Annotated in this window: 20 protein-coding genes; 9 read left to right on the forward strand and 11 right to left on the reverse strand. The window is 55.9% G+C overall.

Annotated features, from left to right (window positions below):
- The first annotated feature begins 258 nt into the window (after nucleotides 1-258).
- Entirely contained in the window at nucleotides 259-861 is a 603-nt protein-coding gene (locus tag KJ970_04415; GenBank protein ID MBU2690149.1) for a GyrI-like domain-containing protein, read from the forward strand.
- Nucleotides 862-931: 70 nt separating this feature from the next.
- Here KJ970_04415 and moeB read toward each other — a convergent pair whose 3' ends face one another.
- Genes moeB through KJ970_04430 form a run of 3 tightly spaced genes read right to left on the reverse strand, consistent with a single transcriptional unit; the run spans nucleotide 932 to nucleotide 3,856 of the window.
- Entirely contained in the window at nucleotides 932-2,209 is a 1,278-nt protein-coding gene (gene moeB / locus KJ970_04420; GenBank protein MBU2690150.1) for a molybdopterin-synthase adenylyltransferase MoeB, read from the reverse strand.
- Between the two features lie 40 nt (nucleotides 2,210-2,249).
- The gene (locus KJ970_04425) at nucleotides 2,250-2,693 is read right to left on the reverse strand and encodes a M67 family metallopeptidase (GenBank protein MBU2690151.1); all 444 of its coding nucleotides are present in this window, start codon (nucleotides 2,691-2,693) and stop codon (nucleotides 2,250-2,252) included.
- On the reverse strand, nucleotides 2,690-3,856 hold the full coding sequence (locus KJ970_04430) for a cysteine desulfurase (protein ID MBU2690152.1): 1,167 nt from the start codon (nucleotides 3,854-3,856) through the stop codon (nucleotides 2,690-2,692). The genes KJ970_04425 and KJ970_04430 overlap by 4 nt, the downstream gene beginning before the upstream one ends.
- Before the next feature lie 134 nt (nucleotides 3,857-3,990).
- Between KJ970_04430 and KJ970_04435 the strand changes: the two genes are divergently transcribed.
- The gene (locus tag KJ970_04435) at nucleotides 3,991-5,601 is read left to right on the forward strand and encodes a M2 family metallopeptidase (protein MBU2690153.1); all 1,611 of its coding nucleotides are present in this window, start codon (nucleotides 3,991-3,993) and stop codon (nucleotides 5,599-5,601) included.
- Nucleotides 5,602-5,685: 84 nt separating this feature from the next.
- Here the strand turns inward: KJ970_04435 and KJ970_04440 are convergent, their stop codons facing one another.
- Complete coding sequence (locus KJ970_04440; protein MBU2690154.1) at nucleotides 5,686-8,712, reverse strand: T9SS type A sorting domain-containing protein; 3,027 nt, start codon at nucleotides 8,710-8,712, stop codon at nucleotides 5,686-5,688.
- A gap of 32 nt (nucleotides 8,713-8,744) precedes the next feature.
- The gene (locus KJ970_04445; protein ID MBU2690155.1) at nucleotides 8,745-11,675 is read right to left on the reverse strand and encodes a M28 family peptidase; all 2,931 of its coding nucleotides are present in this window, start codon (nucleotides 11,673-11,675) and stop codon (nucleotides 8,745-8,747) included.
- 422 nt (nucleotides 11,676-12,097) lie between these two features.
- Between KJ970_04445 and KJ970_04450 the strand changes: the two genes are divergently transcribed.
- Entirely contained in the window at nucleotides 12,098-12,781 is a 684-nt protein-coding gene (locus tag KJ970_04450) for an endonuclease III domain-containing protein (GenBank protein MBU2690156.1), read from the forward strand.
- Nucleotides 12,774-14,318 (forward strand): hypothetical protein, encoded by a 1,545-nt coding sequence (locus KJ970_04455; GenBank protein ID MBU2690157.1) that lies wholly within the window; start codon nucleotides 12,774-12,776, stop codon nucleotides 14,316-14,318. Before KJ970_04450 ends, KJ970_04455 begins: the two co-directional genes overlap by 8 nt.
- A 31-nt stretch (nucleotides 14,319-14,349) precedes the next feature.
- On the opposite strand, the gene KJ970_04460 is transcribed toward KJ970_04455, so the two are convergent.
- On the reverse strand, nucleotides 14,350-14,931 hold the full coding sequence (locus KJ970_04460; protein ID MBU2690158.1) for a T9SS type A sorting domain-containing protein: 582 nt from the start codon (nucleotides 14,929-14,931) through the stop codon (nucleotides 14,350-14,352).
- 143 nt (nucleotides 14,932-15,074) lie between these two features.
- On the opposite strand from KJ970_04460, the gene KJ970_04465 reads away from it, so the two are divergent.
- Nucleotides 15,075-16,172: an MFS transporter gene (locus KJ970_04465; protein MBU2690159.1), complete on the forward strand. Its 1,098-nt coding sequence runs from the start codon at nucleotides 15,075-15,077 to the stop codon at nucleotides 16,170-16,172.
- A gap of 19 nt (nucleotides 16,173-16,191) precedes the next feature.
- Entirely contained in the window at nucleotides 16,192-16,404 is a 213-nt protein-coding gene (locus KJ970_04470) for a hypothetical protein (GenBank protein MBU2690160.1), read from the forward strand.
- A gap of 7 nt (nucleotides 16,405-16,411) precedes the next feature.
- Here the strand turns inward: KJ970_04470 and KJ970_04475 are convergent, their stop codons facing one another.
- Genes KJ970_04475 through KJ970_04490 form a run of 4 tightly spaced genes read right to left on the reverse strand, consistent with a single transcriptional unit; the run spans nucleotide 16,412 to nucleotide 20,760 of the window.
- A complete protein-coding gene (locus tag KJ970_04475) occupies nucleotides 16,412-17,338 on the reverse strand; it encodes a phosphatase PAP2 family protein (protein ID MBU2690161.1) in 927 nt (308 codons plus the stop codon).
- Nucleotides 17,311-18,330 carry an NAD-dependent epimerase/dehydratase family protein gene (locus KJ970_04480; protein MBU2690162.1) on the reverse strand — a complete coding sequence of 340 codons (1,020 nt, stop codon included), beginning with the start codon at nucleotides 18,328-18,330 and terminating at the stop codon, nucleotides 17,311-17,313. Before KJ970_04480 ends, KJ970_04475 begins: the two co-directional genes overlap by 28 nt.
- A 54-nt stretch (nucleotides 18,331-18,384) precedes the next feature.
- A complete protein-coding gene (locus tag KJ970_04485) occupies nucleotides 18,385-19,548 on the reverse strand; it encodes an N-acetyltransferase (GenBank protein ID MBU2690163.1) in 1,164 nt (387 codons plus the stop codon).
- A 9-nt stretch (nucleotides 19,549-19,557) separates the two neighbouring features.
- Nucleotides 19,558-20,760 carry an aminotransferase class I/II-fold pyridoxal phosphate-dependent enzyme gene (locus KJ970_04490; protein MBU2690164.1) on the reverse strand — a complete coding sequence of 401 codons (1,203 nt, stop codon included), beginning with the start codon at nucleotides 20,758-20,760 and terminating at the stop codon, nucleotides 19,558-19,560.
- Nucleotides 20,761-21,083: 323 nt separating this feature from the next.
- Here KJ970_04490 and KJ970_04495 point away from each other — a divergent pair, with 323 nt between their 5' ends.
- Entirely contained in the window at nucleotides 21,084-22,934 is a 1,851-nt protein-coding gene (locus tag KJ970_04495) for a DUF2723 domain-containing protein (protein MBU2690165.1), read from the forward strand.
- On the opposite strand, the gene ggt is transcribed toward KJ970_04495, so the two are convergent.
- Nucleotides 22,931-24,844, reverse strand: a complete 1,914-nt coding sequence (gene ggt / locus KJ970_04500) for a gamma-glutamyltransferase (GenBank protein ID MBU2690166.1) — start codon at nucleotides 24,842-24,844, stop codon at nucleotides 22,931-22,933. The two genes, KJ970_04495 and ggt, sit on opposite strands and share 4 nt — an antisense overlap.
- 86 nt (nucleotides 24,845-24,930) lie before the next feature.
- Between ggt and KJ970_04505 the strand changes: the two genes are divergently transcribed.
- Both KJ970_04505 and KJ970_04510 read left to right on the forward strand, forming a co-directional pair.
- The gene (locus KJ970_04505; GenBank protein MBU2690167.1) at nucleotides 24,931-25,413 is read left to right on the forward strand and encodes a hypothetical protein; all 483 of its coding nucleotides are present in this window, start codon (nucleotides 24,931-24,933) and stop codon (nucleotides 25,411-25,413) included.
- The gene (locus KJ970_04510; GenBank protein ID MBU2690168.1) at nucleotides 25,410-26,897 is read left to right on the forward strand and encodes a hypothetical protein; all 1,488 of its coding nucleotides are present in this window, start codon (nucleotides 25,410-25,412) and stop codon (nucleotides 26,895-26,897) included. Before KJ970_04505 ends, KJ970_04510 begins: the two co-directional genes overlap by 4 nt.
- Nucleotide 26,898 lies beyond the last annotated feature (1 nt).

Here is a 26,898-nt window from a genome sequence, read left to right on the forward strand (position 1 = left end):
GATCGTTTGGCAAGATAGGTAAGCTGTTTTGGGAGGTACATTTATCGGTCGACGGTTGACAACCTTGGAGGTATCGGAGGATGCTGATCCGGATAATCTCTCAGGGCATTCCTTTTCGGAAGTACTCTCGTTATCAGAAATCGGCCCTCTTTTCCAGAGAGCCGGTGAGGGAAGATAGGGTCTCTAAAGGGATCACAAAGGGATAACAGGGCCGATTGAGCCCCCTTGCCTTACGGGTCCCACCTAAGGAGAAACGCCATGCGAACCCCCCATTGTTCAACGCTATTCAATGTGGTCTTGGTCCTGTTTTTTTTGTGCGCCGCCACGGGTCTTGCCGCTGATGCCCCCCCCGATCAACCTCCGGGTGAAAAGTCGGAGGTTGTCGTCATGCCGAACAGCATGAGTGAGATCAAGGCCGAAACCCTCCCCGCAATGACGTTGGTGGCCTTGTCGATGTCCGGCTCGTATGAACAGCACGGCGCGGCGATCGGAAAACTCATGATGTACACAGGGATGAGTGGTTTCCAAATGACCGGGGGACCCTTCGGCATTTATCTCAACAGCCCGGAAGAGGTGGCCGAGGATTCATTACTTTGGCAAGTCTGTGTTCCCGTGGCCGGCGTGACGGCTGTCGAGAAGCCATATGAGCTGATTGAGATGCCGGAAATGCTTGCCGCCTACGGGATCTGTACAGGTCCGATTGAAACAACCGATCCTTGCTACGGCGTTCTTTTCGAGTGGATCGCAAAAAACAGCTACGAAACGGCCGGACCGTTACAGGAGCATTGGCTGACCGATGACCGGACCACACCGCCAGAGGAAAACAAGACAAAGATTGTCATTCCAGTCGTGAAGAAATAGGACTCAGCATCCTTGGTTTTGACCCCGGGCATGACCCGGGGTCAAATTTTACAGGACTCGGCCGATAGGTTTAGTACTTCGGCATCGTTGGATCAACCTCTTCCGCCCAGCCGACGATTCCCTTTTCGAGATTATAGACTTTATCAAATCCCATTTGCGCCAGGAATAGAGCAACCCCCCAGCTGCGAACGCCACCCTTGCAATAAACATAGGTTTCCTGTTTCGGATCCAATTCCTTATAACGCAAGGAAATCTCTTCCAACGACATCAAACGGGATTGAGGGATCGAGCAGATCATGGCCTCCTGTGGTTCCCGCACATCCAGAACAACAACTGGATCCCCGGCATCCAACCGCCTCTTTAACTCAACTGATTTAACATTTAAACTTGCAGGATCAATCACCGGACCCTCGCCGGATATGGTCCCAACGGGAAGACGCCTCAGCATCACTGCGGCCATTCGGCGGACTTCTTTCAAGGTCTCTTGGTCGTTTTGAATCTGTGTGATGCCGCAAAACTGCTCGTAATCGATCAGCTCCTTTTGAGTCGGCTCATCGCCGCAGAGCCCGCACTTTTTATTTTTGCTTAACCGGATCTCTCGAAATGTCATCGGCAGAGCATCGTAGAGCAATAACCGGCCGATGAGGGGTTCTCCCAAGCCGGTGAGCAGCTTCACGACCTCGGTCGCCTGAATCAAGCCAATGACCCCGGGCAGAATCCCCATCACGCCTGCTTCCATACAAGAAGGGGCGAGACCCGGCGGCGGCGGCTCGGGATATAGACACCGATAGCAGGGGCCCTCGGCGCCAAAAAAGACCGACACCTGTCCCTCAAAGCGGAAGATCCCGCCATAGACATCCGGCTTCTTCAGAAGAACACAGGCGTCATTGATGAGATACCGGGCGGGGAAATTGTCGGTGCCATCGGCGATGACATCGTATTCCTTGATGATCTCAAGGGCGTTCTCCGAATTTAGGAATGTCTCATGGCAATCGATCTGGACATGGGGATTGATATCCTGCAATGTCTCCTTCGCCGACTCGAGTTTCGGCCGATCAATATCCCTTGTGCCGTGTAAAATCTGACGCTGCAGATTCGACGCATCCACGACATCCAAATCGACGAGACCGATCCGCCCGACGCCGGTCGCCGCGAGATATAAAGCCAGAGGAGAGCCCAATCCCCCGGTCCCGACACATAGAACAGATCCAGCCTTCAAGCGCTTCTGCCCCGTTATCGTCATCTCCGGCAGAATAAGGTGCCGGCTATACCGCGCGACCTCAGCGTGGGTAAGTTGTACATTCGAAATATCCCGGGCCACGGCCCAGGAGGGCCATTTCGCCGTCATACGCTTGCTCCTTGTCTTGCTCGCTGTCTTGCCGCCTGTCTCACTCCTCCACCCCCCCGTCATCCACACGGATGTCTTCAGGATCAAAACCAGCACGATCGTTTCTTGGCCGCCAAGCAGTCACCGAACCGGTCCTCTTCGCGCTAATCTGAACTATCAGATAGGACCAATCGGCCACTGCATGCTGCGCATCGAATTCCGACGGTTCTGCGGGATGGTCGGGGTGGGAATGATAGACGCCGAGAATCTCCATTCCCTCACGCCGGGCCTTCTGGTCGCAATGAAAAAGGCTCTCAGGTGAAATGGTGTATCGTCTCCCGGCTGCTTCGCCTTTCTGAATGTTCTCAGCTTCCCAGGTTGCATGAACCCGCCGGACGTTTCCATCAAAGATCCCGAGAAGAAAACCACAGCACTCCATGGGATAGGCTCTTCGACCCCGGCGCTGTATTGTCTCAATCTGCTCTTGTTGAAGATGCAGGGTCATCTCAAAGCCTTCCAGGCATCCGTCAAGAAATCCGTCGCCTTTTCGACATGCGCCGCCTCTGTGTGTCGCCCCAGTGACAGGCGCAAGGCGCCCAACGCCCGAGACTCCGACAATCCCATCTTTAGAAGAATCTCAGATGGCTTCTCCTCACCGGCATGACAGGCCGATCCAGTCGAAGCGGCGAGGCCCGGACACTTCTCCAGCAAATGACGGCCTAGGACACCGGGGAATGAAACATTCAGTGTGTTCGGCAACACCTCAACAGGATGGCCATTGCGCTCGATTCCAGGGATTCTCTCCTTCAACATCCTTAAAAAAGTGTCGCGCAGCCGACGCGCATAGGGCTCATCCTCCGGCATTCGCTGATGGGCGAGACGGCACGCACAACCCAATCCGGCCATACCCGGGGCATTTTCCGTTCCGGCGCGGAGCCCTCGTTCCTGTCCGGCCCCAAGAATCAGCGGGACCATAGGCGTCCCGGCACGGATATAGAGAGCACCGATCCCTTTAGGACCGTAAAGCTTATGCCCGGCAACCGTCAGGAGATCGACATCTAGTGTCGTCACGTCAACGGGTATCTTTCCCACCGATTGAGCCGCGTCGGTATGCAGAATCGCTCCCCATGATTTCACACGCCGGGAGATCTCTTGGATCGGCTGCAGCGTCCCCACTTCATTGTTAGCGTGCATGATTGAGACAAGGGCGAGCCGCCCGCCACAGCTCAGATCTCGAACAGCCGTTTCAACATCCCCCGGATCGACCCTTCCAAACTTATCAACCGGGACCACCCGCAGTTGAACACCCCGCGCCGCCAACCAGGCCGCCGGTTTTACAATCGCTGGATGCTCCACGGCCGAGATAACAAGTCCGCCGAAGCGGTCCCCCAGCGCTTCAACAATCCCGCGCAACGCCTGATTATTCGACTCACTCCCGCCGCCGGTGATGAGGATCTCTTCAGGCGCGCAACCAAGAAGGGTGGCGATCTCGGCCCGGGCTGTGATCACCCGCGCTCTGGCGTTTAATCCATAGGGGTGATCGCTGGAAGGATTACCGAAATCTTCCGCCAGCACCTGAGACATGAGGTTCACAACCTCAGGCGCCACGGGTGTCGTCGCATTATGGTCCAAATAAATGGGATGCGATGCAGTGCCGTCCTGTTTCATGAATTCTTCCTCGTCAATTCGGGTATCTTGCCCGTTTCTCTATGACAGTGATATCCTGGCCAAGAAACTGGATATCAAATAATAAGTACATCTCTGAACCCGGCTCCCCCGCCGATTCTCCATGGAGGCCGCCCATGTCAAATATCATAAATGAGTTTCAGCATTTCATCGACGATTGTGTCGGGCGGATCGAACCGCTTTACAAGGAGATGTGCGAGTCGTATTGGCAGGCCAGCTTGACGGGGAAGGAAGAAGATGCGGCAAAAGCCGCCGCAATGGAAACGCGATTTCGCAAGATCTTTTCCAACGCCGGTAACTTGAGCCGGCTCAAGGCCTGGAGGGATTCCGGAGAAATCACCGAACCGCTGCTCGAACGTCAGTTGATTTTGCTCATCAATGCCCATCTCGAGAACCAGATGGATGCTGAAATGCTGCAGGAACTTGTTCAAAAGCAACGGGATATAGAGACGGCATTTTCGACCCACCGGCCGGAAGTGCACGGCGCAAAGATGACCGACAATGAGATCCGGCGGATCCTGAAGGAGAGCACAGACAGCCATGAGCGGCGCCGGGCTTGGGAAGGCAGCAAAGAGGTCGGCGCTCATGTCGCGGCGCAAATCTTAGAGCTGGCGGCGCTGCGCAACAAAGTGGCCCGCGATCTCGGTTTTGAAAACTATTATGTCATGGCGCTGGAACTTCAGGAGCAAACTGAGCAGGAAGTCATGGAGATCTGCCGAACGTTCGAGAAACTCTCCGATGCGCCGTTTCGCAAGCTCCGGCGGGAGATGGACGCCAAACTGGCGGCACGATTTGGGATCAGGCCGGATGAGATGCGGCCCTGGCACTATGAAGACCCCTTCTTCCAGGATGCCCCGGCGCTCGAGGATGCTGATCTTGATCCCCTCTTCGCCGGTCGGAATCTGGAAGAGATCACCCGGGACTTTTACGAGGGGATCGGTCTTCCGGTCGGCGACATCCTGAAGCGCTCGGACCTCTACGAGCGTGAAGGAAAGAACCAGCATGCTTACTGTATCGATGTCGACCGCAACGAAGATGTTCGCGTATTGTGCAACATAAAACCCTCAACCCGATGGATGAGCACAATGCTCCACGAATTCGGGCATGCGGTTTATGACAAATACCTCGACATGAAACTCCCATTCCTTCTTCGAACCGCAAGCCACACATTCACCACCGAGGCGGTGGCCATGTTGATGGGACGGCTGGCTCAGGAGGAATCCTGGCTGCGGGAGGTGCTGCGAGTCCCTCAGGAGAAATTATCAAAGGTGGCCGTGGCGGCCCGAAAACAACTTCGAACTCAGATGCTCGTCTCGACGCGTTGGATGCTGGTCATGATTCATTTTGAGAGAGAGCTCTATCGCGGAACCGGTACCGATCTAAACTCTCTCTGGTGGGATCTTGTGGAGCAATTCCAGGTCATCCGCCGGCCGGAAAAACGCGACGCTCCCGATTGGGCCAGCAAAATCCACATCGCCTGCTTCCCCGTTTACTATCACAATTACCTCTGGGGCGAGTTTATGGCGAGCCAGCTCCGCGGATGGATCGATCGGGAAATTCTCCCCAAGAACAATACCTCTATCGCCGGGCACCCCGCCGTCGGCAGATACCTGAAAGAAAAGATCTTCTCCCCCGGAACGGGGCTGCGATGGGATGAACTCCTCCGCCGGTCTACGGGTGAGAGCCTCAATCCGGAATACTTTGTGAAGCAATTTGTTGAAGTCTAGCCTGGAAAAACCCCCGCCCTCATTTCGAGAGCGGGGGTTCTCTTTTAAAATAACAACGGTTTGTTTTACAACTTAGATGACAACCTATCTTACAACTGTCATTTGCCGTGTTAAGACCACGCCGTCCGCAACCAGCTTGGCGAAATAGATGCCACTGCCGACCGCGGCGCCATTCTGATCCCGTCCATCCCAGCGAATCTCATGGATTCCAGCATCCGGCGTGCCGGAGGCCAGAGTCGCGATCCGCCGGCCGGCGGCATTGTAAACCGCCAAATCGACAGAGCCTTGCTTCGGTAGATTGAAGGTCATCTTGGCGCAAGCCGGCGCGGGATTCGGATAAACCGGCGCAAGCCAGACCTTGTCCATTCGCTGGCCCCAATGATTTTCAACCGAAGAAGGTGTTCCATCGACAACGTAAAGCTGGAAGTTGATAAGCTTCTGCAAACCGTTATCGCCGTTAATGTTTAAGCTAAAATCCTTGGCCCCCAGGCCGATTATAGAACTCACCTCAACGGTGAATGGCGGTGAGAGCACACCGGTTGAATGTGAGTATAACTCCTCCAGCTCCGCCTGTGTTTGCGTTACCAGTATGGAGAGCGAAGTGGAGCCCAATCGGACATTTAAGCCGGCCGCATCTCCGCCTCCATTGTTGCCGAGAGTCACGAGGATATCAGCGGTCTCCCCGGGTTGCAGATAACCGTCACCATTTCCGAGGGCCGTGTCGTCAACATGGACGGTCGACATGATAACGTTCGGGCAGTAGACCTTGAAATTAACGAACCCGTTCCAAGAGCCCGAAGCGGCGCTGATCTCGAGGGATAGGGTTATACGCTGCCCATCAGGAACATCAGGACTGACCGAGATAACAAATGGAGCATCATTAGTTCCCGTGGCGTCGGGAGCAATATCTCCAAATGAAGCATCCCCATCAACAATGGTTATGCCGGGGTTGTTTGAGAGAAGGCTCGCCTCGACGCTGTATGCCGTCTCGATCCCGGAATTCATCAGGACGACCTCTACTTCGACATTCTCCCCGGCCTCCACACGCCCGTTCGCAGTCCGTATACCTAGATCATTTATCGTGAAAGAGTCCACCTCGAGAACGGCCAAGGTCGCCGAGTCGACATCAACTGAGATCTGGCGCGTTTCATGATTATAGGCCGTTACCGTCAACGTGAGTGTCTGGCCGGCGGTCGGCGCCGAATCAAGCGTAATCGTCGCCAAGCCTGTTGGATCGGTATAAGCGGAACCATAGAGCACACCATCATCATACAGGGCGGCCAAGGCTCCTTCCACACCGGGAACAGTAACATCATAAGTGCTTTGATCTTCGATGATGGTGGCGTTATGCAGAACCGTGAGACTCGCCGGGAGGTCGCTTCGTACTGTCAGGGCGCAGTCCCCAAAGATATTGTACTGCTCCACCAGCTTGAGACCCTCACCACTCTGCCCGTAAAGATCCATAACCTTCATCGATCCGGAAAAGAAGAGAGCGCCGACACTGTTGCACACATCCTCGGTCAGACAGCGGATGACTTCCGTCTGCATGTCGCAGGGAGGCACCCAGGAAGAACTCGTGGAGGCCGAGAACATGGCGATCGCGCCAGCGGGTTCCGCAACACTTCCGGTCCGGAGAAACGCCTCCGCGAGACACTCGTTCAGTGTGAAGGTCCCGTTTGAGCATGAGACATCCACAATAAAGGGATTCATTGTGCCGTTAACTAATTGATGGACATTGGTCACAGAGAAACCAGAAGAACTCCAGCTGGTACCGCTTCCATGGCCGATATAGTTAAAAACACCGCACCCTTGATTCAAGGCGGCCGCAACCAGGGCAATGGTGGCGTACGGATCGCAGATCTCCGTTACTGATGTATAAGTATAACCGAGCAGTGCATCCGACAAGAACCCGATTCTCTGGCAATCGGTATACGGGGTCCCGCCGGTCTGATTGCTTGCAAGACCGGCCCCCTTGGTATACCAATTCCCGGCCGGTGTCGTCAGATCAGGATCCCGCTCATAGCGGATGAATTTCGCAATCTGGGTTTCCGCCTGAGCCACCGTCTGGGCCGAGATACGCGAAACGAAGGCGTCGGGATATTGATCCCCGCCTGCCAGCTTCGCATAACAGGGATCGGAGGCGGCGCCCTGGTAATCACCGTACAAAGTGGGCATCTGCGCGGAATCCCCAATGAGAATGATATACGTTATACCCTCCGGCTCAGCGTAGAGCCCTTGAATATAGCTTTTGACCTGGGCGCCGGTGCTCCCGATCGAAGAAAGATTCGTCAGAATCGTCGGAATCCCCTTTTGCAACTTCCACTCGTACAGCTGAACCGCTGCGCTATAAAAGGCATCATAGGTAATGATGACGCACCGTCCGGGCTCGGGGATAGCGGTGTAGCGGTCCCCTTCATAATTGGGGAAATGGTTCAAATAGATCGCTTCGAATTCGCTGTCGACGGAACGCAAAGGTTCATCCCGGATGAGCTCATTAACCGCCTCGCCGTCAACCGGGGTGATTTCCAGCTCGATTCTGGTGACAACTTCTATCGTCTCTAAAGCCGGATTGTAGACGACAGGCTGGATCTCCAAGACGGCGCCGCGGAAGTCCCGAAGGATGAACGGCTCCTGGATGGCGGCGCCACCGGCCGGGTAGGGCTCGGCGTTATCGTAAACCGATCCAAAAATATAGGGGATATCCGCCGGATCAATATCACGCTCGATGTGTCCCTTGGATGGAACCACCCGTTCCGTTTCGATGGTTACGCTTTCCATCGAAAGAATGCGCACATCCACCGCTCCGCGATCCGGAATGATAAAGGATTGGCGCACCACGGGCAGTTGGGGTTCTCCTTCATTCATTAAGATCGACATATCCGGAATAAAGTACTGCGCATAATCCCGGCCGTCGATTTCCACCAGCTCCTTTTCCAAGCCTTCGAGATTGTATTCCAGCGTGATGCCCTGAGAGCTGGAATCCAAAACTTGGAAACCGGTCTTAACGGTCCCTAGTGGGATCCATTCCGCCATAGCCGGCAATGAATACAGGAGAGCCCACGACATCGCGACTAATGCACAGGCTATACAGCTCATCCGCTTTATGGACATGATTCCTCCTCTCCGGTTGGACCGGAGACTCCTTATTTCACCCTCACAACCCGGGTTGTCTTTTCGTTGTTGCCGGCGTCCATTCGTACCCAATAAACCCCGGAACCCACTAGGCCTCCCCGATTATCCGTACCGTCCCACTGAGATTCATACCGCCCACTCTCGAGGGTGCCCGACATCAAGTTCCGGACCACCCGTCCGGTGACATCAAATACGGACAACCGCACATGACTGCGAGTGGGGAGATCAAATCTCAGCAAGGCCGGCCCCCTTGCGGGATTCGGGGTTGCAGGATAGAGGCGCAGAACAACGCTTCTATCATTTTCTCCAACTGCAGAAACATCCAATAGAACCTCGACATCGTCCACATACCAACCTTCTTGTTGGACAACCGCATCGGTTCCGAAAACGAATCTTACCTTCAGCCCGCCGGAATACGACGATAGGTCGAAAAACTCCTGCCGCCAATCCTCCTGTCCGCTGAAAATCGGTGTTCCAGCCGGGAACGGGCTGTCATCATTATCAACAATTGTGAAAGGATACCCGCCGGCCGGAGTGAGTAGTTCCCAATTCTGCCCGCCGTCAGAAGATATCTCCACATTACCGCCGTCCCAAGCCTGGCTGGCGGTCATGATTTCGGCATCAATCCAATGCCAGAATGACAACTCGCTTCTGAACGGCACATTGAACGTCATCGACTCCAAAACGGCACAAAGCCCGTTGTCATAATCGGAGGCGCCCGATCCGCCGCACTTCCAGGCATATCCACCCCCGGCGGTCGCGTTTCTATAATCCTCGAGATGCCACTGATCACCGAACCCATGGAACCCGCTGCGATGAGTCCAATACTCCTCGCCCGACTCCATGTCATCGGAAAAGACACCGCCGATATTCAGCACGAGCGATTCAATGCGGGCAATGCCGCCGTCACCGGTAAGCGCTATCGCCATTGTGGTGTAAGTTTCCACGGGCGCATCCGGATGGAGCTGTATAACGAAAGGGCCCCCATGTTTCAATTCTCCGGCAGGAACGCCTCCGAAATTCCCGGGCGCCGGATCGATATCGAGATACGGCTCATCCGATGACAAAACACCCAAGAGCTCCGGCACTGAAGCGCCGCCATCATTCGCCACCGTAATCCGCAGGAACAAAGCCTCCCCAGGCTCGGCAACTCCGTCGCCGTCGCCGCCGGCGACATCATCCAACTGAAATCCGGCAACGCGAAGAACCGGCGCCGAGGCGGTCATATGGAAACCGAGTTCATCCGGATCCGCATTGACGACCATCTCAAAAACCATATCGTAATCGTCTGGAATCTCATCGCTTATATCTATGACAAAGGGATCCACTGACTCCGCTGTTCCGCCCGCCGGAATGGCGCCGAAGGATGCATTACCATCTTCTATGAAAGCGAATTCGCCTTCATATGCCAGGTCGGCTTCAACGTCCGCGGCGGCAGACAATCCGATATTTTTCAATATCACCGTAAGCTCGATTGTTTCGCTGTATTCCGGGATGCCGTTTCCGTTCCCGTGCGAGAGACCGAGCTGATCGTCATCCACGATCAAGGCGTCAATGGCCAGATACGCTTCCGGCGGCGTGATGGGGCCCGCGGTCTGCGCGACGGCGGCCACGACGGCCTTTGTGATCGTGGCTGGGAAGTCCGTCGGATAATTTTCAATGCGATCTTCGGTGCTGTGATACCAGGGCGAATAGTCGCTGCCCCAAACCTCTTCTTCCGCTCCATGAACGGCCGGATATCCATAATCCCAGAATGCGGCGTGATCGGAGGCCTGAATACTCTGCACAACGATCACCGGCTCCAGATCCTCCGGCAGATACCAGGACGCGGCGTCGCTCAGAGTTTGTGCAAGGGGCTGGGAGTTTTCGTTGGTATAAATAATAAAATCAGGAGGCGCCGGATCCTCGCCCCGGTAGGCGATCATATCCAGATTATAGCACCCGGTTACATTTTCTCCGGCTTGAGCAATATCGTACACATAGGCGCTGGAACCGACAAATCCCTGCTCTTCACTATTGAAGCCGACAAACCGGATCGACTTCTCAAAGCTGAACCGGGTGAGAACCCTTGCCGTTTCTAAGACGCCCGATATTCCGCTGGCGTTATCATCCGCACCCGGCGCGTGATTGTACGGATCATCACTTGTTGAATCAAAGTGGCCGACCAGATAAACATACTCTTCAGGATGGATGAGGCCCGGAAGCGTTCCAATGACATTCCGGTGCGGACCTTCTTGATCGAATTCGTGGAAGGAAACATCCAAACCCAGCGAAGTCATACGATCGGCAATCCATTGCGCGGCATCTTCATTCTGGGAAGTGAATGTATAACGCGTTTCAAAATCATCCAATTGCTGCCAGACCGAGACGTATTCGCTTTCGTCGACCAGGCCGACCATAACATCGATCAGCGGATCAAAATCGGTTGAGGTCTTATCCGGGGTCGAAACCGTTATGGCGGGCCAGGGTTTCGGCGCTAAATTTATTCGGACAGGCTGGCAAAGACCCGGCATCTTTTCAGCACATACTGGGGTAAGTTCAGGAGTGGACCCTGATGTCCAGAGGATAACGGTGCGGCCTTCACGATGCAGAACACGGGCCGGCGGCTCAAACTCGGCCGACCAAGCATCACTTAATTGATAAAGGTAGTAGTGTCCTTGATCTCTCCACCGCTCCAATGGAATCATTTCTACCGAACCCATCGGCGGGATAGTCCAGCTATCAGGAGTAAGAATAAGCGCCAGATCTTGGTTATATGTCAGCAGAACCGACCGGCCTTCCAACAAGGCCAGGGATTCTGCCGTGGGTGCGTCCCAATCGAGAGACCAAAGAGTTCCTTCCTGACCGTTCCATGCCAAACCCGGTCCGGCAAGCAATGCCAAACCCGGCAACATCAGCACGGGTATGCAACGAACAGCGGATGTCAGTTGTGTGCGACGCACTTGACCTCCGGTTGCTTCTCATATGTGGCAGGATCCTAAAATTCCAAATTCCCAGTAAACTGTCGGGTCTTCGAAAAGTCCCCCCTGGGAAATCCAAGAGGTTATTATGCCACACTTACTTATGATAACATAAAAGCCTATAAAATACCAGTGACGGATGACGGGTTGGATCCATCTCGGGGTTGGTATAAGCACTTGTTATAAAACAAAATACATGGATTAGCTCGCGGCTCCTAAGATCGCTCTTGTCCTTCAGATAGGGGCATCGAACCCTTTGGATCTCTTGGGCTAACGGATGGGCGGAAATCGAAAGATATCGGGAGGGCGTAAGCACACAACTTTTGATACCCTGGCATACGAGTGCCGGCTTGAATCCTCATGACACCACCCCAATATGGGGGGCTGGAGAAACGGACATTCAGATGAAATCCGACCAGCTATTTGAAGTCTACCAACGCCTCAGGGACGCCAACGGCTGTCTCAACTGGTGGCCCGGCCGAACCCGTTTGGAAATCATTATCGGCGCCATCCTGACTCAAAACACGGCGTGGACCAATGTGGAGAAGGCGCTTCAGAACCTCAAAACGGAACCTTGTTTGAATCTGGCCGCCCTGAGATCAATCCCTGAGGATGATCTTGCCCGGATCATCCGTCCATCCGGCGCCTTCCGCCAGAAAGCTCGAAAGCTAAAATCATTTGTACAGTTTATGGATGAGTCCTATGAAGGTTCTCTGCGGCGGATGGCGCGAACGGACACATCGAAGCTCCGCGGCGAGCTCCTTTCTATTTGGGGGATCGGACCCGAGACGGCTGACAGTATCCTGCTCTATGCCTTCGATAGACCCGTTTTTGTCGTGGATACTTACACCAAAAGAGTCACAACCCGCCACAAATGGGCTCCCGGTTCAATTGGATATCCCGATCTTCAGAATTTCTTCATGAATCGCCTGCCTTCCGATATTGAATTATACAATGATTTCCACGCGCAGATCGTCTGGCTCGGGAAAAACTACTGCAAAGCAAAACCCAGCTGCGTGGGCTGCCCGCTGGAGGATCTTTTACCCGGGGTCGCCCGAAACATAAAAGGTGGGCGGAACAATGTTTGATCTGATCATCACTACCGGCCTCCGGGCGAACACTTTTCTTCTTATCGGTGTCGGGATCGTCGCTTGTTTTGCCGCCGGCCGGATCTGGCGCCGTTTCGGATCCCGCGAATTTCCAACTCGGGCTCAAGCAACCAGCCTCGTTCTTATCGTCATTATTTTGATGATCGGATTGCTAATCGGCCGGCGGCCCGACTGGGATGAAATCGAACATATTCATACCGCCTGGCTCATGCATCAAGGGTTGATCCCTTATTCCGATTTCTTTCAAAATCACCCGCCCGGACTTTGGCTTCTCTTATCGCCTATTATGGATATCCTCCCAAAAAATGGGATGATCTGTGATTTCATCCGCACTTTGGCTCTCGCATTGAGTGGTTGTATTCTCTGGGTCAGCATCAGGCTGGCGCGGCATCTTTGGCATGAGCGCGGTACTGGATTAATGGTGACACTTCTGGTTTTGGGGCAAGCCGTATCGCTTGAATTGTATAACCTTCGGCCTGATCTATTGGCCAACCTCTTGGCGCTTGGCGGTGTATGGTGCCTGTTCGCCGGAAACTCGTCCCGGCGCTTTCTCGGCGCCGGTCTTCTGATGGGAATCGCCTTTTCCATCACACCACGGCTTTGGTTCCTGTTTCCCTGGATTCTATTGTGGCTATTCTGGGAAGCTCTGCGGGGAATGCATTGTTGGCGCCAAGTCGCCGCATTCGCAGGGGGTGCTATCGGGGGCTTGATTCCGCTGGCCCTCTATCTGTTTTCAAACAGCCTAACAAAGGATTTCGTCCACTGGACGTACCTGTTCAACATTTCGGGCGACTTTGTTGCAAAAGGCCATTTCCCCTTGGTCGTAACCGGGCTCGCGGCCTGGGGATGCATCGACGCCATGCGCTCCTCGAATCCGGAGAACCGCGCCAGGGTCAACCTATTGGTCTTTGGATTTATTCTGAGCGCCGCTTGCTATACGGTTCAACCCAATCACGATCTACAATATGGCCAGCAATTCTTCGGTTTTCTGGCAGCGGTGTTGGCGGCGGGACCGGCCGTATACATAGTAAGACGGTTGATCATCCCCGGACGCATGACCGCCATTCTTCTCGCCTTGGCTTTTGTTCTATGGCAACCCCTGCAAGCGATCCAGCATTGGGTGCGCGATGGCGGATACTTGCGCGGCCGCGCCGAGATCGCCCGGTTGATGGAAATCGCGGATGGAGAGTCGGTTGTTTGTGTCCCGCCGGGCCACCCCATATTTGCCGCCAACGCAACCTTCCTGAGTCATCCGTGGCAGCTCTACTACTGGCTGGACCGTCCCGATGTCCGCATCCCACTCAAAGGAATCGCCGCAGACATTATACAATCAAAACCCGTTATAATTCTCGACCGGCCCCTGGAGGGCAGACCCGCGCTTATAGATATCCTGAAACAGAAAAAAATCATCACCCTCGACGAATACGAAACATTGAGGGATTTTCTGGCGAGCAATTATGAATTGATTGATATTGGATTCCACAAATACTGGGTACGGCGCAATCGCCTGGATTAGCGCGCCACGCTCCTCGGGCCGATGACACCCGCTAAGGCAGCAGAATCATCCTGCGGCTCTCTTCCACACCCGGAGCCCTTAAACTATAAAAGTACACGCCGCTGGAAACCTTCCGCCCGGAATCATCCAATCCATCCCAAGCCACGCTGTAGGCTCCGCTCCGGCGTTCATCCTTCACAAGCGTACGGATCAGCCGGCCGCTCACATCATAAATCGTCAGCTCGGCGCGGCCTGCTTCGGGTATCTCAAACCGGATTTTTGTTTCGGGCGAAAAGGGATTCGGCTGGTTCTGGAACAGGCGGATGGCGTCGATCATGACCGCTGCATCCTCGGGATTATCAACACCCGACAGGTCCCAGACAAAATCAATTCTTGCAATACCCTCAACGGGAAAGTGATCCATCCCTCCGGAAAGCACAACAACAAGTTCCTCTATGTCATTATTGGTCTCGAATCCAATCTGTTCGATATCCCCCACAGCGTACAACCGGTCCCCGCCCTCAACCAACCGAATGGCGAACATCGGCTCTTCAGCCTGGATCACCTGTGGCGCGGCAAACATGGAGAGAACCATCACCGCTGGAAGCAACCATCTGAGATAAATTCTCTTCATAACGTTCCCCTTCCCCTATCGCATTCCATTCCCCATTCAATTGGATCGGTAACTCTCAGAAAGCATTGTAAGTTCCGAAAGCCAAAAATTCAAGCGGCAAAGGCCCTGGGCTCGCATCCAAAAACCCGTTAAACTCCACCGTTATGAAGCACGATTCACCATCAAATCCTGAGGCCAAGAAACCGCGCGGCATCCGCCGGCTCTCGTTCCGCCGCAAGCGTATCGGTCATTTGAGCGACAGGCAAAGCCGCGCTCTCACAGGACTGGCGATGATCTATGCGCTCCGGATGATGGGCCTCTACATGATCCTTCCTGTCCTCTCTCTTTTTGCCCTTTCATTGAAAGGGGCGACTCCCGTACTCATCGGTTTCGCCCTCGGCGCCTACGGACTCACTCAGGCGATCTTCCAAATTCCACTGGGTCATCTGAGCGACCGGATCGGCCGCAAAGGCGTTATTAGCATTGGTCTTGGGCTCTTTGCCGCCGGATCACTGCTCGCGGCGTTCGGCCAGCATATCGTTTGGCTTATCGCGGGCCGGATTCTTCAAGGGAGCGGCGCCGTCGCCTCTTCTGTTGTCGCGCTTGCCGCAGATTTATCCCCCGATCACGCCAGAACACAGGCGATGGCCCGCCTGGGTCTGTGGGTCGGCGTCTCTCTCGCCTTGGGCGTTGTGGCAGGACCGGTCCTTGCTTCGACATTCGGCGTTCCCGCCCTTTTCATTGGAACCGCCATTCTTTCGAGCATCGCTATTGTTTACCTGCAATTTCTCGTTCCCGAACCGGTACATATCTCCTCACCAGCAAAACAGGACCGGTTGAACAAGCCCTCCTCTTCTGTCAAAGGCCTGGGGCCTGAAGAATTCTTGTCAGGGAAGAAGGGCCAACTTCACATGATCGACTTAAAAGCTGTTCTCACCCAGCCGACCCTCTTCCTCCTCTGTGCCGGCATCTTTCTTCTGCATGCCACCTTAACGGTCATCTTTGTCATCATGCCGATTCAGCTTGCCGCGCATGTCGGGCAGGGGATGCTGTCGCTGATCCTCGCGCCGACAATTGCGGCGGGACTCGCCCTCATGGTCATGAGTGCGCGAATGGCGGATCGGCACCGGCGCCGGCGCGTCATCTTCCTCTACGGCGCTCTTCTTTTCATTGCCTCTTGGCGTCATGACGGCCATGCCGGGAACCTTTATCGGGCTTACGGTGGGTCTGGGTTTATTCATTCTCAGTCTCAGCCTGCTTGAACCCTTGCTGCCGGCCCTCATGTCCCGGCAGGCGCCGCGACAACACCGCGGGACGGCGATCGGCGTTTTTCATATGTGCCAGTTTTTCGGTTCGTTCGCCGGCGGGCCGGTCGGGGGCGCCTTCATCCACAGCCGGGGATCCATCCTCTTCCTCATCTTGGGCCTTCTCGGAATTATCTGGAGCGCGGTTGTCTTAAGAAGCCGGGAGGGATTCTTCCACGGGATTGATTAACTTGCCGCTACCGTTCGGGCGCCCGCGACTTCAATGTATCCGATATCTCTTGATAAAGTCCCGGGCCAAGCAATCCTACACCGGCGCCGACCATCGATCCCACGATCGCGTCGAGGGCATAGTGGAATCCGCCGTAGACAACACCCACGGTGATTCCGGCGACGACCGGTAAGATGATCCAGAAGAGTTTTCTATCCAGCGGGAAAACAACCAGCAAACTCGCCACGGCGACAGCGACATGCGATGATGGAAAGGCCGACCCCAAGCTCGCTCCACGATCCAGCATCCAGTGAACAAATTCGGGAAAGACGAGACCGATCATTTTTGGATCGGGGCGCGGAAATGCATAATACGGCCCGGCCACAGGAAAAACGATAAATGCGACATAACAAAGGAAGAAAGTCAAAAGAACCGTTGTGACATAGATCCGGAAATTCTCATATCTCTTTTTAATGTAAAAGACAATGCCGCAAAAGGGAATAAGACCGATATACAAAAGATAAGAAAGATGCAGGTACTCGCTCAGTGCCAGGCTCGGCAGCCATCCCCTGAGGTAAATCGCCGGTTGGGTCCGGAACAGAAGGTTTTCGATAGGAATGATGACGGCGTCATAATATCCGTTGGCCAGAATTTGATTCAGGAATTGAAGTTCGCCGTACATCAACGGCATGGCCAGAAGCGGATAGGCGTCTCGAAGAAACATCAGGGGTACAAAACGCGGTCGAGGAATATACCGGAGAGACGCAACCAGGCCCAACGCGCCGAGATGAATCAAAAGATATTTCAGCCAGCCGGCGGGATGGTGAGGCGCGATGAGAAGGAAAAGCGCGGTAAAAATGAGATAGGCCAGTGTCACGGCATCAATGGGTGTATAACCCTTGGAATCGGTTCTGCTGAGATGTTTTTTTAAAGCCAGCCGGAATCGCGATACCAAGCGATGGTCGTCTTCAGGCCCTCGCTGATCATCCGACTCGGTTGGTATCCCGCTTCGCTGCGCGCTTTCTCTATACTGCAGACCCATGAAATCCCGCGCAGCTCCCGTACTTTGTCCCGGCTGATGAGGGGAGGATGATGTCGCAACCGTCCCCATAGCTCCCCTCCCAGAGCCGCCGTCGCGGAGATCCAAAACGGGATCGGGAGATGGCGGGCTCTGACGTGCAATTGACTCGCGACCCTCTCTCCCAGATCCAGCCATGAGTGACTCTCTCCGTCGCTGAGGTGATAGGTGCCGGACAGGCCCTGTTCTGCTAAGAGAACCGTACCCAAGGCCAAGTCGTCAACATGGATCACGCTGAACCGCGCATTTTGTGGCGCGGGAAGCGGAATCCAGCCTCTCTCCACCCAGCGGAAAAACTTTAGGATGGACGGATCTCTCGGGCCGTAAACAGCCGGTGGACGCACAATGATCTTTCGAACCGGCCCGCCTTGATGTTCCCACTTATTATCACTCTTATTATCACCAACGTCTAATAGGGCCTCTTCGCCCGCTCGCTTGCTGGCTCCATACGCAGTGACCGGTCGCGGGGTTCCCGATTCCTTCAACATGACGCCCTCTGCGCCGGGTCCCACCGCCGCCAGGCTGCTGCACAGAAGGAACAACTTCGGATCATCTCCATGCCGCAGAAAGGCCTGGAAGAGATTTCGTGTCCCCGCCGCATTCACCACGAAAAACTCCTCGCGGTTCCGGGCGCTGATCAATCCGCCGAAATGGAAGACCCAATTGATGTCCTGCAATGCGTATTTTAAAGATTCGGGCTCCCGCACATCCCCGATCACTCGTTCCGCTTCAGAAGGAACCCATCGCAGATCACTTGTTGTCCGGGTCAGAACACGGACGGGATATCCCCGCCGGATCAAGAGATCGGCCAGATGCGAACCGGCGAATCCCGTCGCTCCCGTGACCAAAACCTTCGGTTTAACATTCATATTTAGCCTGAGGATTCCATCAGCAGCGGATTCAAACCATTGTGGAACGGCTCGTCAGCCTTCGTAGATCCGATAGGTCTTGTAGACTTTGGATCCCAGATGATCAGCGGCGGTTCTCATCGGAATATTATCCTCAAGAATCCAAGAGAACTCACCATTATAAATCCCGATCTCTTTGGCGTTCTGCCAGAGCCAAATGTACATCAGCTGGTCGATTCCCAGCCGCCGGTAGGGCGCCAGAACCCCCAACGCCAGAACCCGCGCGCGGTTGATCTTGCGGCGGTGCCAGAGAATCTTCAGCAATCCGAAAGGTAAGAGCCGGCCGTTTGCGTAACGCAGGGCTTGATGAAAATCGGGCAAACCGAGACCGAAGCCGATCGGTTCCCCGTCTTTCTCGGCAAAGCACACAAGTTTCGGTTCTGCAATCTGCCCAAGTTCATCGGCCATGTGATCCAATTCGGCGGGTGTCATGGGGATGAATCCCCAGTTCTTCTCCCACGCGGAATTGTACACCTTTTGGACCCGCTTCACCTCGTTCCGCATATCTTTTTTGTTAAGGGCCCTGATGATAACCCCGGTTCTCTCCGCCGCGGCCGTCGCTCTCTTAACCAGTGTTTCCGGCACGTCGGCGGTCGTAGCCGTATAAGCGACCAGATCCTTCGCTTTTTTGAGCCCGGACCCTTCCAGCAGCACGGCGTATTCAGGCAGGTTGTAAGGCATCATGATCTGGGGCGGGTCGTCGAATCCGTCGATGAGCAGCGCGCAGGTTTCATTTGTCGACGGATTGACCGGACCCCGAAAGACAGGCAGCGACCGTTCGGCGAGCCAGGCCCGCACTGCGGCGATCAGGGCATTAACAATTTCCTGCGGTGTGACCCCACTGACGCCCTCCCGGCTTAGGAGCTGCGGCGTCGCGAGGAGTTCAAAAAACCCGAAAAACCCCACCGCCTCTTCGTGAAACGATTCGTGATTCTCATTGCGGATAGCGGCGATCCGGCCGACCACTTTTGGCCGCCCGGAACCATCCGCCGTTTCAGCGAGGTAGGGTTGAATCGCGCCGTGTTCATAAAATGGATGTTTTCCGGGTGTGAGCAATTTCTTTTCATCCCGGATCAAAGGCGGCACCCAATAGGAATTATCTTTGTAGACCTTCCAGGGGAAGGTTACGAAAGTGTGCAGATCTTTCGAACTCTGAACAGGACGGATTGTTAAGGACATGATACCCTGCTAAATTAATCCCATCTTCTTGCCCACTTTACCGCATATCTCCAAGACGCGGTCCATCTGCTCATCCGTATGAGTCGCCATGACGCTGGTCCGCAGCCGCGCCGTCTTTTCGGGAACGGCGGGGGCAATGACGGGATTAGTATAGACCCCCGCTTCGAAGAGCGCTTTCCAGAAAAGGATGGTCTTCATCGTATCGCCGATAATAATGGGGATGATGGGCGTTTCCGTCGGACCGATATCAAATCCCAGGGATTTTAACCCATCGATGAGCCGTTTGGCGTTGCGCCACATCTTCTCCCGTCGTTCCGGTTCGTTTTTAATTATTTCGAGCGCCGCCCGGACCGTCGCGACGGCATAAGGCGGCATACTGGCGCTGAAGATGAGGCTCCGGGCGTGATGTTTGATGTAACTGATTACGCCCGCCTTGCCCGCGGCGAATCCGCCGAGAGAACCAAATGATTTGCTGAAGGTCGCCATGATGATATCGACCTGGTCGGTCATGCCGAAATGTTCAGCCGCTCCGGCGCCGGTCGGTCCAAGCATGCCGACCGAGTGAGCTTCATCCACCATAAAAGCGGCGCCATACCGTTTCGCGACCGGAATCAGCTCCGGCAAATTGGCAAGATCCCCTTCCATGGAGAAGACGCCATCAACAACGACCATCTTCCCGCCGTCCCGCGCCTCGGCCTTGCGCAGCGCGCTCTCCATATCAGCGACATCATTGTGGCGGAACCGGATCGACTCGCCCTCGGAAAGACGAACCCCGTCGACGATACTGGCATGATCCAATTTGTCGAGAATCGCCGTATCATCACGGCCTACGATAGTGGTGAGGATACCCTGATTGGTTTGGAATCCGGTCGAGAAGACCAGCGCCGCCTCCATCCCCACGAAATCGGCCAGCTCCCTTTCTAATTTCTCGTGAAGGTCGAGATTCCCATTGAGAAAACGACTGCCGGTGCACCCGGTCCCATAGACCCGGGCGACAGCCTCGGCCTGCTCGATAATCCGCGGATCATGTGTGAGCCCCAGGTAGTTGTTGGACCCCAGCATGATGAGTTTTTTACCCTTGATCGTAACTTCGGTGCCGTCAGATGCCTGTAGGGGAACAAAATAGGGATACCATCCCTCCTTCTTGGCAATGTCGGCACGGGTGAACTCATAACATTTCTGGAAAATGTCGGACTGTGGCCGGCTTTCCATCGGACGATCGTTGGCGGCTTCATGACTCATTTGATTCTCAATCCCTCAAACTCATGGTAACCGGGTAGACAACTTGGATCTCCGGATGGAGATATAGAGGCATCCCTCATGCTATTGGGATGAAAGAGGGGTGTCAACGACCACTTTGCCAAGTTTTTAAGGAGTCCCAGGATCCGACGGGCTCAGAATGGGGGCTGACCGGAACCGGCTGGAAGTGTATCCTCAGACTCGTCTGAGAGTGATACCCCATCGAAATGGATCAAAAACGCGACCGGCAGAGTGTCGATTTAGACGGATGATCCGGAAGGAAGGTGCGTGACCCGATGAGGCGTTCTCCCCCCGCTTGGTTGATTTTCATCCTCGCCGCGGCGCCCCCCCTCGGACTCTATGTCACCGGCTTGCAGCGCGACCTCGGCACCATCGATAGTGGAGAGCTGGCTGCTGTTGGCCGCTTCCTGGGAATCGCCCACCCTCCGGGTTATCCTCTCTATACATTTCTGGGCCGGGTGTGGGGACTTCTTCCCCTCGGAACACCCCTCACGCGCCTCCATCTTCTCTCCGCCGTGAGCTGCGCGCTGGCGGTCGGCTTCGCCGCTCTGGCATTGCGGAAAAGCCTGACCCTGCTCGGGCGGAAAGATGAGCCACCATCCGGCCGGGGGATTCTTGCCGGGGGGCTCCCTCTCCTGGGTGCTTGGGCCTGGGGTTTGTCTCCTTCGGTATGGCGCATGGCCGTTGTCAATGAGGTCTACGGCCTCCATTACCTCATCCTGGCCGTGTGCCTATGGCTGGGCGTCTCCCTCCTGCAACGCCAACAGAACGCTCACCGGCGCAGGGTGTTGCTGGTCTATGTCTTGGGGTTGGGCTTCTGTCACCACCTCTCGCTCTTCTTCGCCGTCCCCTCGCTCCTGCTGGCCCTGGCGGTGACCGTCCATCCCTCTCCCGGCCGATCGCACATCAGCTTTTGGCCACCCGCGCGCCGCTGGCTCTCTTTGTTGCCCTGGTTCCTGCTCGGTCTCTCATGCCAGCTCTACCTTCCCCTGCGCTCCGCACAAGGACCTCTGCTGAATTGGGGTCATCCCACCACCCTTGGATCCTGGTTTCGTCACGCCTCGGGATGGCAGTATCGAATCTGGCTTTTCTCGGGGTCGGAATCGTTGAGGGAAGCGGCCCATCGCATTCCAGGGCTGTTGGCCGATCTCAATTGGATTCTGCCTCTGGCGGCCGTTCCGGGTCTGATTCTTCTCTGGCGCCGCCGCGCGGCGCTGGGGTGGTTTTGGGTGATTCTTTGTGTGGTGAGCCTCCTTTGGGCATCGTCGTACAATATTCCCGATATCCAATCCTACTATGCGGCCAGCGACCTGGCCGTTGTCGCCCTGGGAGTGCTGGGTTTGCATCTCCTGACCTCACAACGCTGGGTACCCCTTCGCCTTGCGGGACCGATACTGGGTGCCGTTCTGTGCGCCACGATGATCCTGGGAATCGGCCAACGCTGGAATCGATGCGCCGCTTCCGGCCCACCCCTTCCGGGCATCTATGCGCGTTCACTCCTGGAAGGACTTCCGCCGAACACCCTGCTCCTGAGCCGCCAATGGGATGCCTTCACATCGAATGCCATCTACTTGCAGTGGGTAGAGGGGTGTCGCCCGGATGTTGCTATTGTGGATACGGAGCTGATGCACCGCTCCTGGTACTTTACGCAGCTGGACCGATGGTACCCGCACTTACTCGATCCAGTGCGACCGCAGCTCGCGGTGTTGCTGGAGGATCTGGAATTATTCGAGACCGGCCGCCCCTTTAACCGTTCCCGCCGGGATGCGCGCCATCAAGCCCTTCAACTGGCTCTCCTGAACGCCTATGCCGGATCAAGGCCCGTGGCCATGACACCTGAGGCTGTTCCCAATGCGGCGATGGCCAGCCGGATTTCTCCCTATGGCCTTGTTTTTCTTCTCAACCCGACCGAAGAGATGTTGGCCGGCCGGGGGCCCTTGCCCCCCATCGAGCCCTTTCTCCAGATGGGACCTCGCACCGACGATTCCGAGATACGAATCATGCGGCAGGTGCTCGCCACCATGACCATGGCCCGGGCCCAATTGATGACCGGGCAGGGCGATGATCTATCACATGCGTTGCAACAGGAATCGCGGCGGCTGCAGACACGGCTCGCTCAACCTTAATTGTCCTCCCGCCGTATCACCCGGTCCACACCGCGTGCATGCCCCGATCGGCGCGGATCCGGCGCGCCCAGCAGGCGACCCGACGGAGCGACCATGATGCTGTGCGTCGAGCCGATCACCTCATCCCAGGTGGCGACAGTCTGACCTTTCGCGCGCGCCCCCTCCATCAGGTCCGTGGCCCATCCCACCGGTTCGAACCAGAGGGTATCGGGCATCCACTGATGGTGGAGACGGGGGGCGCCGACCGCTTCGTGGATCTCCATCCCGTATGTGACGACATTGAGTAAGACCTGCAAGACGGATGTGATAATGCGCGGGCCCCCGGGTGAACCCAGAAGGAGATATAGCTCCATCTCGGGTTCAGCGGCGGAGCCGGGCGCCGTGGTTCCGGAAATGTTAAATCCGGCGGCGTCCTGTTGCCTCGCTGCCACCGGACGCAGCACCATGAGCGGCGTCATCGATGAGAGGGGGCGTTTCAACGGACGGATGGCGTTCGCTTCACCTTGTATAAGACCATAATAATTCGGTACGCCCGGTTGAACGGCGAAATCATCCATCTCATTGTTCAGCAGGAATCCCAATCCTTCCACGGTGATGCCGGAGCCGAAAGAGGCGTTGATCGTCGTTGTCATCGCCACGGCGTTTCCCTCCGCGTCGACGACACTGAAATGCGTTGTCTCCCCGCCTTCATTGGGGATGATGCCGAGCGACCCGCCCACCGAATCCATGAAAAGGGCCAGCCCACGGGGTTTTCCAGGCGATACGCTGCCGGGTCGATTCGTTAAACCCTCTTGTATAAGCCGCCGGAGCGAGTCCCCATAGGCGGGATCGATTAATCCATCGACCGGCACATCGACAAAACCGGGATCACCGAGGTAGGCGGCCCGATCGGCAAAGGCCCGGCGCATCGCCTCAACAAGAATGTTCAACCCCCGCACCGAACCCCATCCCCAATCCGACAGGGGAAACTCTTCGAGGATATTCAGAATTTCGAGGATGGCGACGCCGCCCGAACTGGGCGGCGGCATCGCTAGTATTGTATATCCTTTGTATTGGCCCTCGAGAGGCCGGCGCACGATGGAGCGGTAGGACCGCAGGTCTTCTTTCGTCATCAGACCGCCGCTCCGCATCATGTAATCCGCCAACCGCCGCGCCGTTTCGCCCGTGTAAAACTCGCGCGGACCCTCGGCGGCGATCCGCTGAAGCGTCGCCGCAAGCTCCGGCTGGCGCAGGGTGTCGCCGGGCTGATAGAAGGTGCTGTCCTTGAGGAAAATGCGGCGGGATTCCGGGTCGGGGCCGAGTCGTCCCGCATATAATTGAAACCGTTCCGACGTCAGGCGATCGATGACAAAGCCGTCCCGCGCCAAAGCGATGGCCGGGGCCAGCAATTCATTCCAGGAAAAGGTTCCATGGCGCTCATGAAGCGTACCGAGACCGGCGACCGTCCCGGGGACACCGGCCGCCAGCGGCGACCAGAGACTCATCCCCTCATTCACCGTTCCATCGAAGTTCAGAAACATATCGCGGGAGGCCCGGGCCGGCGCTGTTTCACGAAAATCGAGCGCTTCCGTCGCGCCTCCGGAGGCGCGATGCAGCAAAAACCCGCCGCCGCCGAGATTCCCGGCCGAGGGATAGGTCACGGCCAGGGCAAAACCAACCGCCACCGCGGCATCGGCCGCCGTGCCGCCACGGGATAAAATGTCGTGCCCGACATCGCAGGCGTATTTTTCAACCGCGACAACGATCCCCGCTTCACCGACGACGGGTTGTGGCGCGGCGGCGGCGGCCGGGCGCACGCCGAGCAGCAAAATTAGGATCAGAAGGAACAGACCGGTGAGGTATGCCGGCAAGGCCGGGCTGAAAGCGGCCTCAATCTTTATTTTCTTTTGGATTGTGGGATATGATCTCATAGCATGCATTGCATCATGCGGAGCACGAAACGGTCAACCGTCGTCTTGAAATTGAATCTTGGAATTGGATACAGGAATTGAATCCAATGAGAAGCCGGCAGATTCCCAAATTGATCATCGCGATGCTGGGATTCTTTCTCTTTCTTTTCGGCACACGCCCCGGCGCCGCGCTGCGGAATATCACACTCCGCAGTTGGGTGGCGCAGAAAACCGGGCGGGAACTGACCCTCGAGCAACGCCGCGGCCTGCTGATGGATCAGAGTTATTTTCTGCTGTTGGAGATAAACAAACGGACGCCGGAAAACGCCGTCATCCTCCTTCCCCCCCGGGAACTCCTCCGGGGCGGAAAGGAACAGATCCCCCTCGCCGCCAGCGCCTCCGCCACTTACACTTTCATCTATCCCCGCGTCCCGGTCCACTACGGTGAAAAGGCGCCCTATCGTGACAGGGTCACGCACGTTCTGAATTACGATCACTGGGCCCTCGTAACTTTTTGGCCGAATATCCCGTTGACCGAAGAGAACCGGTTCGGCATCCTGCCGTGGCCCGGCGGACGGAGCATTCCATGATCAGTGTGATCCTTCTCGCCATGATCGCGGCCGGTGAGCCGATTGTACAACTGCTCAGGGATCCGGATTTGGATCGCTCGATCTTTTACAAACTCGCCCTCCGCCTGCTGCTCGGCATGGCCGCTCTTACAATCTTCTTTCTCGTGATGGACGCCGCCGGCATCCCGATAAACCGGCGCTCCATCATTGGTTCCAGTTTGCTGGCGGCCGGCATATCCTTGGCCGTGCGGCTGTTGGTCCGGCGGCAAAGAGTCCGCGGGCTTGGCGAATGGCGTAGTGAATGTCTCAGCGGATGGCGCCGTGGCGGCCTGCACAAAATCTCATGGCCTTCTCTGCTCACCTCCCTCCTGCTGGCCTCTCTGGTCGCCGCCAGCTTTCTGCAAATGATCTACCTGGTTCCGATGGCTTACGACGCTCTGGTCGGATGGGATCTCGTCGCAAAAATCATGTCATACGAAGGGGTCTACCGCTCCAGCGTTTTTGAAAAGATCAGCTTCAACGCCCAGGCGACCTACCCGCCGCTCACCGCCTGCATGCAGGGCCTCTGCTATATTTTCACGCCTGGAACGCCGCGGATCTGGATCCCGATTCTGGTGCTGGGCTTTATGATTCTCTTCGGGGAGGATGTTTGGCGCAGAACCCGTTCTTCGCTCTTATCGACTTTTCTGCTGCTGCTCCTCTTCACATTTCCCGAAATAAATTTTCATCTTACCGTAGCCCAAACCGATATGCCGAATATGGTCTTTGTCTCGCTCGCCTTCATCTGGATCCTGGCCTATCCGAACGATCGGAGGTCGGTGCCCCTTGCCGCCGTCTTTATGTTTATTGCGACGCTGACACGTTCGGAAACAATCCTGATCGCCGCCGCCGCCGCGCTTTGGATGTGGATCCGGGTTCGATTCCGCAGCGGGTCACCCCTTTGGATTGTTTTACCGGGTGTCGCTCTCTTCCTCTTCTGGAACCTCTTCTATGTCCGCGTCCTCCTCGGCTATAATCCCGCCGATCATTTCCGCACCACTCTCGATATCGATCCGGCCCGGGCCTGGAAAGTCATTCGTTACGCCGTCGTCATCGTGACCGACAGAGAGACATTCGGTGAATTGTGGTGGCTCTTCCTCGGAGGCCTCGGCGCATGGCTTCTTTGGATTGTTTTGGGCCGGCGGATGGGTGCCGGCGCGATGGCGGCCGGTGATTCCCCCGCCGGCAAGACGCGGGCGGCAAGCAATTCATCTTCGAGCGGATCGCTACAATCTCTCAATAGCCGTCTTGCTCCCGGCGCCGTGCTGTCTCTTTTCCTCTTGACCTTTCTTGCCTACCTTCCCTTTTTCTATCAATGGGATCCGGTTCTGAATCCCCTCTGGTCGATGGCGCATACCTTCAAGCGGGGGTTCTTCCGCTACGTCCCGATCATGCTGCTCTTTATCTTATCGGTGGTGAGATTGTGGTGGGTTGCGCTCGAGATCCGGTTTTTCAAGAAGGCCTGAT

The organism is Candidatus Eisenbacteria bacterium, from assembly GCA_018831195.1.
Taxonomy (GTDB): Bacteria; Eisenbacteria; RBG-16-71-46; order CAIMUX01; family JAHJDP01; genus JAHJDP01.